This window comes from Accumulibacter sp. (genome assembly GCF_016789985.1).
Classification (GTDB): domain Bacteria; phylum Pseudomonadota; class Gammaproteobacteria; order Burkholderiales; family Rhodocyclaceae; genus Accumulibacter.
This window is the reverse complement of the sequence record NZ_JAEUOL010000050.1, coordinates 1-6,082: the sequence shown is the minus strand read 5'-3', so window position 1 is coordinate 6,082 and position 6,082 is coordinate 1. Positions and strand designations below refer to the sequence as shown.

4 protein-coding genes and 2 pseudogenes are annotated in these 6,082 nt (G+C 65.3%); 4 read left to right on the top strand and 2 right to left on the bottom strand.

The features are described from left to right. From JNK99_RS02895 to JNK99_RS02885, 3 genes and pseudogenes are all read left to right on the top strand, one after another. Positions 1–256: pseudogene (locus JNK99_RS02895) on the top strand (ParA family protein); the annotation flags it as partial. Positions 257–390: 134 nt separating this feature from the next. Further along, positions 391–3,861: a DNA polymerase III subunit alpha gene (gene dnaE, locus JNK99_RS02890; RefSeq protein WP_291848350.1), complete on the top strand. Its 3,471-nt coding sequence runs from the start codon at positions 391–393 to the stop codon at positions 3,859–3,861. Positions 3,862–3,890: 29 nt separating this feature from the next. Next, positions 3,891–4,160 carry a hypothetical protein gene (locus tag JNK99_RS02885; protein WP_291848348.1) on the top strand — a complete coding sequence of 90 codons (270 nt, stop codon included), beginning with the start codon at positions 3,891–3,893 and terminating at the stop codon, positions 4,158–4,160. Positions 4,161–4,260: 100 nt separating this feature from the next. On the opposite strand, the gene JNK99_RS02880 is transcribed toward JNK99_RS02885, so the two are convergent. Together JNK99_RS02880 and JNK99_RS02875 are read right to left on the bottom strand one after the other, a co-directional pair. Beyond that, positions 4,261–4,764, bottom strand: coding sequence for a GNAT family N-acetyltransferase (locus tag JNK99_RS02880; protein ID WP_291848345.1), 504 nt, complete (start codon positions 4,762–4,764; stop codon positions 4,261–4,263). A gap of 232 nt (positions 4,765–4,996) precedes the next feature. Continuing rightward, positions 4,997–5,641: a LysE family translocator gene (locus JNK99_RS02875; protein WP_291848342.1), complete on the bottom strand. Its 645-nt coding sequence runs from the start codon at positions 5,639–5,641 to the stop codon at positions 4,997–4,999. A 326-nt stretch (positions 5,642–5,967) separates the two neighbouring features. On the opposite strand from JNK99_RS02875, the pseudogene JNK99_RS02870 reads away from it, so the two are divergent. Beyond that, positions 5,968–6,082 (top strand): annotated as a pseudogene (locus JNK99_RS02870) (rhodanese-like domain-containing protein); the annotation flags it as partial.

Here is a 6,082-nt window from a genome sequence, read left to right as displayed (position 1 = left end):
CGAGGAGAAAGCGGTGCGCAACGAACAGGCGTTCGTCGCCGTGGTCGGCATGCGCGTCGATCCGCGCACCCGGGCGGCGGCCGAACTCGAGCGTTTTCTCGCCCAGTACGACCTGCCGGTGCTGACCCATCTGCGCACAACACAGCTCTACGTGCAGACGACACTGCACGGCATGACCATGTTCGACCTGTCGGCCTCGCGTGCCGCGAAGGATCTGGAACAGTGGCAGCCGATCATCGACTGGGTGAATAGCTGACCGGTTGTTGCCGGCCCGGGGCCATCCGGGCCACTGCGCGAGCGTCCCCCTTTCTCCCGGCGCAGCGGCGGGGTAATCCGGCCAGCGCCCGCGATCCGCGCCTTTGCCCCGCCACCACGGGGTAAAATGCCCAGATGCCCGACACTCCGTTCATCCATCTGCGCCTGCACAGCGAGTACTCGATCACCGACGGCATCGTCCGGCTCGACGCGGCGGTCGCGCGTGCCGCTGCCTGCGGCATGCCGGCGCTGGCCCTGACCGATCTGGCCAATCTCTTTGGCCTGGTCAAGTTCTACTCGGCGGCACGCGGCAAGGGGATCAAGCCCCTGCTCGGCAGCGACGTGTTCATCGCCAACGAGACCGACCCCGATCGCCCCTATCGCCTGCTGCTGCTCTGTCGCTCGCAACACGGCTATCTGCAGCTCTGCGAACTGCTGTCACGTGCCTATCTCGCGCCGCGCGTGCGCGGGCGGGCCGAGATCACGCGCCAGATGCTGCAGGCGGTCGGGGTGGATGGTCTGATCGCCCTGTCGGGCGGCGCTGGCGGCGACGTCGGCGAGGCCCTGTTGCAGGGTCACCGCACGCACGCGGCGAGTCGCGCACGGCACTGGCAGGAACTCTTTGGCGACGCCTTCTATCTCGAAGTGCAGCGCTACGGACAGCCGCAGCAGGAACTGCTGGTCGCCGCCACCGCCGACCTGGCGGCAGAACTCGAATTGCCGCTGGTCGCCACCCACCCGATCCAGTTCCTCGAACACGACGACTTCAAGGCGCACGAGGCGCGCGTCTGCATTGCCGAAGGTTACATGCTCGGCGACGCCCGCCGGCCACGCCTGTACACCGAACAACAGTATTTCAAGTCGGCCGACGAGATGTGCGAACTGTTCGCCGATCTGCCCACGGCACTCGCCAACTCGGTGGAAATCGCCAGGCGTTGCAACCTGCAGATCACGCTCGGCAAGAGCTATCTGCCCGATTTCCCGACCCCGCCCGGAGTGACGCTCGACGACTACCTGCGCCAGCAGGCAGTGGCCGGCCTCGAGCAGCGCCTGCAGAAGCTGCTCCCGGACCCGGCCGAGCGCCTCGCCCAGCGTCCGCCCTACGACGCCCGCCTGCAGCTCGAGACCGACACCATCGTGCAGATGGGCTTCCCCGGCTACTTCCTGATCGTTGCCGATTTCATCAACTGGGCCAAGCACAACGGCTGCCCGGTCGGACCTGGACGCGGTTCGGGCGCCGGCTCGGTCGTCGCCTACGCACTCGGCATCACCGACCTCGACCCCCTGCGCTACGCCCTGCTCTTCGAGCGCTTCCTCAACCCGGAACGGGTTTCGATGCCCGACTTCGACATCGATTTCTGCCAGGACAACCGCTGGCGGGTGATCGAATACGTACGCCAGAAGTACGGTGCGGCGGCGGTATCACAGATCGTCACCTTCGGCACGATGTCGTCAAAGGCGGTGATTCGCGACGTCGGCCGGGTACTCGATCTGCCCTACAACTTCTGCGACCAGCTCTCCAAGCTGATTCCGGTCGAAACCAACAAACCCTTGTCGCTGGCCAGGGCGATTGCCGCCGAACCTCAATTACAGGCCAGGATCGAGTCAGAGGAGGAAGTCAGGGACCTCTTCGCCCTGGCGGCGCGTCTCGAGGATCTGACCCGCAACGTCGGCATGCACGCCGGCGGGGTGCTGATCGCGCCCGGCAAACTGACCGATTTCTGTCCGGTGTACTCGGCCGACGGCGGTGGTTCGGTGGTATCGCAGTACGACAAGGACGATGTCGAGAAGGTCGGGCTGGTCAAGTTCGACTTCCTCGGCCTGCGCAACCTGACGATCATCAAGCTGGCGGTGGACTACGTCGAACGGCTGAGCGGCGAACGGCCCGACCTCGAAACACTGGCCTTCGATGATCCGCAGGCCTACCAGATCCTCAAGGACGGCAACACCACGGCGATCTTCCAGGTCGAGTCGGAGGGCATGAAAAAGCTGGTCAGAAAGCTGGCGCCCGACCGCTTCGAGGACATCATCGCGGTCCTCGCGCTCTACCGACCGGGCCCGCTCGGCTCGGGAATGGTCGACGACTTCATCCTGCGCAAGAAAGGGCAGCAGAAGATCGACTACTACATCGATGATCTCAAGTCCTGCCTCGAACCGACCTACGGCGTCATCGTGTACCAGGAACAGGTGATGCAGATCGCCCAGATCATCGGCGGCTACACGCTTGGCGCGGCGGACCTGCTGCGCCGCGCGATGGGCAAGAAGAAGGCCGAGGAAATGGCCCTGCACCGCGACCTGATGCGCGAAGGAGCGAAGAAGAAGGGCCACGACGAAAAGCTGGCGATGCAGCTCTTCGACCTGATGGAGAAGTTCGCCGAATACGGCTTCAACAAGTCGCATACCGCGGCCTATGCCGTGGTCACCTACCACACCGCCTGGCTGAAAGCTCACCATGGCGCGGCCTTCATGGCGGCGACGCTGTCCTCGGACATGGACGTCACCGATACGGTCAAGATCGTCCACGACGATGCGATCGCCAACGGGCTGCGCATCCTCGGCCCGGATGTCAATGCCTCGGAGTATCGCTTCGCCCCGGTGGACCGCGGCACGATTCGTTACGGCCTGGGCGCCGTCAAGGGAACCGGCGAACAGGCGGTGATCGCCATCCTCAAGGCGCGCGAGGCGGGTGGCCACTTCAAGGATCTGTTCGATTTCTGCCGGCGGGTCGACAAGCGCACGGTCAATCGGCGGACGATCGAGGCCCTGATCCGCGCCGGCGCCTTCGATGTGCTCGACGATCACCGCGCACGCCTGCTCGCCTCGGTCGGCATCGCCATGGAAGCCGCCGAACAGGCCGAACGCAACTGCATGCAGGTGAGCCTGTTCGACCTGCTCGAGGCGACCGACGAGGAGGCGGCAGCGCACGGCCCGAAATACGTCGAAGCGCCGCGCTGGAATGAAAGGCGGCAACTCAACGAAGAGAAGCTGGCGCTCGGCTTCTACTTCTCCGGCCACCCGTTTCATGCCGTACGCGCCGAGGTGGCCCACTTCGTGCGCAAACCGCTGGCCGAACTCGAGGCACGCAAGGAAACCCAACTGCTCGCCGGGCTGGTGGTCGGCGTGCGCAGCAAGCTCACGACACGCGGCAAGATGGTCTTCATCCAGCTCGACGACGGCACCAGCACACTCGAAGTCTCGGTGTACAGCGAACTGCTCGACAGCGAACGCGCCAAGATTCGGGAAGACGAGGTGTTGATCGTCGAAGGGCGCATCCAGCGCGACGATTTCGCCGGCGAAGGGCGGGTCAAGGTGGTGGCCGAACGTCTGCTCACCCTCGCCGAGGCGCGTGGCCGCTTCGCCCGCCACCTGCGCCTGTCGCTCAACGGCCAGGCCAGCGGCAGCAACGCGCGCCCCGTCCAGCGCCTGCGCAGCCTGCTGGCTCCCTACACCCCCGGCGATTGTCCGGTGCGTCTGGCCTACCGCAATGGGGAAGCGGCCTGCGAACTGGCCTTCGGCGACGCCAACCGGGTGCGTCTGGAGGACGATCTGCTCAGCGCACTGCGTGAATGGCTGAGTAATGACAATGTCTGCGTCGACTACGCCTGAATGGGCACCGACGCCAGGGAGAACGAGCCATGAAGCAGACAGGATGGCGCCGGTTGGCGATCCTGACGGGGGTGACGCTGCTCCTCCTCGCCTGCAGCCAGAAGGTGAGCCTCGAGCACTTCAACCGGCTGCGCGTCGGACAGTCGTACGACGAGGTGAAGCAGATCATCGGCGACCCGGCGCGATGCGACGAGACGCTTGGCGTGCGAACCTGCGTCTGGGGCAACCAGGAGCGCGGCATCCGGATCGCTTTCCTCGGCGACGCGGTCGTCCTGCTCTCGGCGCACAACCTCGATTGAGTGCTGCCACACTGCAGCGCGACAGACCGGCCGGTGCTGGTCGTCCGGTGCGGCGGCAACCGGAATCGGCTGGCCACGGACGAACCACCCGGCGACAGCGTCAAGCGCGAGTCACGGGGTCGATGGACAGCGCCTGCAGGGAAACCTGCTTGCCAGCCGCAGCGTAGAACTGCGTACCGACCTCCCGGAAGCCGAAGGATGCATGGAAGCGCCTCGACTGATCATTCGGGGGATCGAGATCGAATTCGCAGGTGACGAGCCGAGCGCCGCTGGCCCGGGCAAACGACAGGAGATCGGCGTAGAAGCACTGGCCGATACCACGGCCCTGCTGCCGGCGATCGACGACGACGCGATCGATATAGAGAAAACGTTCGAAGCGCCCGGCAAACCACCGATAGTTCGGGCTGTCGTACGCGGCACCCTCGCCAAAGGCCAGCAGAAACGCCACGACCTCACCCTCATCCTCGCTCACACGGTGATAAGCGGCCTGGCCGTGGAGAAGCGTCAGGCGCTCGTGATCGAGCGGGCTCAGAAAATGCACGGACTCATCGTTCAGCCTGAGGATCTGCGTGAAGTCATCGGTCCTGGCGTTGCGGATGTGCATGCGGCTCAAACTCCGGACTCACGGGTGGGACGACTGACCAACTCGAACAGCCCGATCGGGATGACCAGGCCACGCTGCGAATCACCCGACGCCGCGGCGACGCTGCGGCCGGAAGGGCACTGGACAACTGCTCCGCCCGACAGGGAAGGCTGCCGGTACCGCCAGACGACCATGGCGCACTGCCTCCACCAGGGGGGCTTCATGGACAGGATCGCCCGCACGACCATCGGGCCTACCTGGCACCGCGCGACCCCACCAGCGCGGCAAAAACCCCAAGACCGATGAACACGCTGCCACCGAGACAGCGGCCCAGGCGACGCACGCCGCTACCGCGCAAGGCCGGGGCGACCACACCGGCAGCCAGGGCATAGGCGCTGTCGGTGGCCGCCGCGATGACCACGAACAAGGCCCCCAACGCCAGGCCCTGCCACACCGGTGACGCTCCGGGGCTCAGGAACTGCGGCAGGAAGGCGGCAAAGAAAATCGTCGTCTTGGGATTCAGCAGGGCAACGACGAAGCCGTCACTGAAGACACGCCACAGCGAGACGGCCGAAGGCACGGCAGCCGCCTGCTCGGCCGGGGCGAAGCGCAGCATCTGCACGCCGAGGTACACCAGATAGAAGGCACCGGCATACTTGACCACGGAAAAGGCGAGCGACGAGACCGCGAACAAGGCGGCAAGACCGACTGACGCAGCAAACGCATTGCCCAGGTTGCCGAGGGCCACACCGGCCACCGACGCCAGGCCCGAACGGCGACCCTGAACGATGCTGCGCGTCACGATGTAGAGCACGCCAGGCCCGGGCGTGACGGCGAGAATCAGGCTGGCAACGACGAAAGCCGACAGTAGCGGCCAGGGCGGGAACAGCTCGGTCATTGCGGAATCCTTGCACCGATGCGACGTGGAAATGAAGGGCAGCCCGAGCACACGGCATCAGTTGCCCCCGCCAGCGCCGCCCGCCTGCGTGGCTGCGCAGTTCCAGATGTGATCCTGACAGCTCAGGCTCCTGCTCATGCCGACAGTCTGACATGGAACCAGGCAGGCGAGCAACGCGACGCGGCTGCTCAACGGCAACTGCCGGACAAGGCCAGCTCACCGACAGGCACGACCGTTTCCTTCGTTGCTTATGCCAAAGGGCTTATTAGCCCCTTCCGTCATGAGCAATGCAGTTTTTCTTCGTTGGTTGCGGCAGGCACGACGCAATCCTCCTCATCTGCCGCAGCGGCAAACGTTCGGCCGCCGCGGCCGAAGCCGCCACACGAGCTGGCTTCACCCGTATCTTCAATGTCCTGGAAGGCTTCGAGGGAGAAATCACTG

Excerpts from the sequence above, each read along its gene's own strand:
- JNK99_RS02885 (WP_291848348.1), top strand. The coding sequence starts at position 3,891 with ATGAAGCAGACAGGATGGCGCCGGTTGGCGATCCTGACGGGGGTGACG.
- JNK99_RS02875 (WP_291848342.1), bottom strand. The coding sequence starts at position 5,641 with ATGACCGAGCTGTTCCCGCCCTGGCCGCTACTGTCGGCTTTCGTCGTT.
- JNK99_RS02880 (WP_291848345.1), bottom strand. The coding sequence starts at position 4,764 with ATGCACATCCGCAACGCCAGGACCGATGACTTCACGCAGATCCTCAGG.
- dnaE (WP_291848350.1), top strand. The coding sequence starts at position 391 with ATGCCCGACACTCCGTTCATCCATCTGCGCCTGCACAGCGAGTACTCG.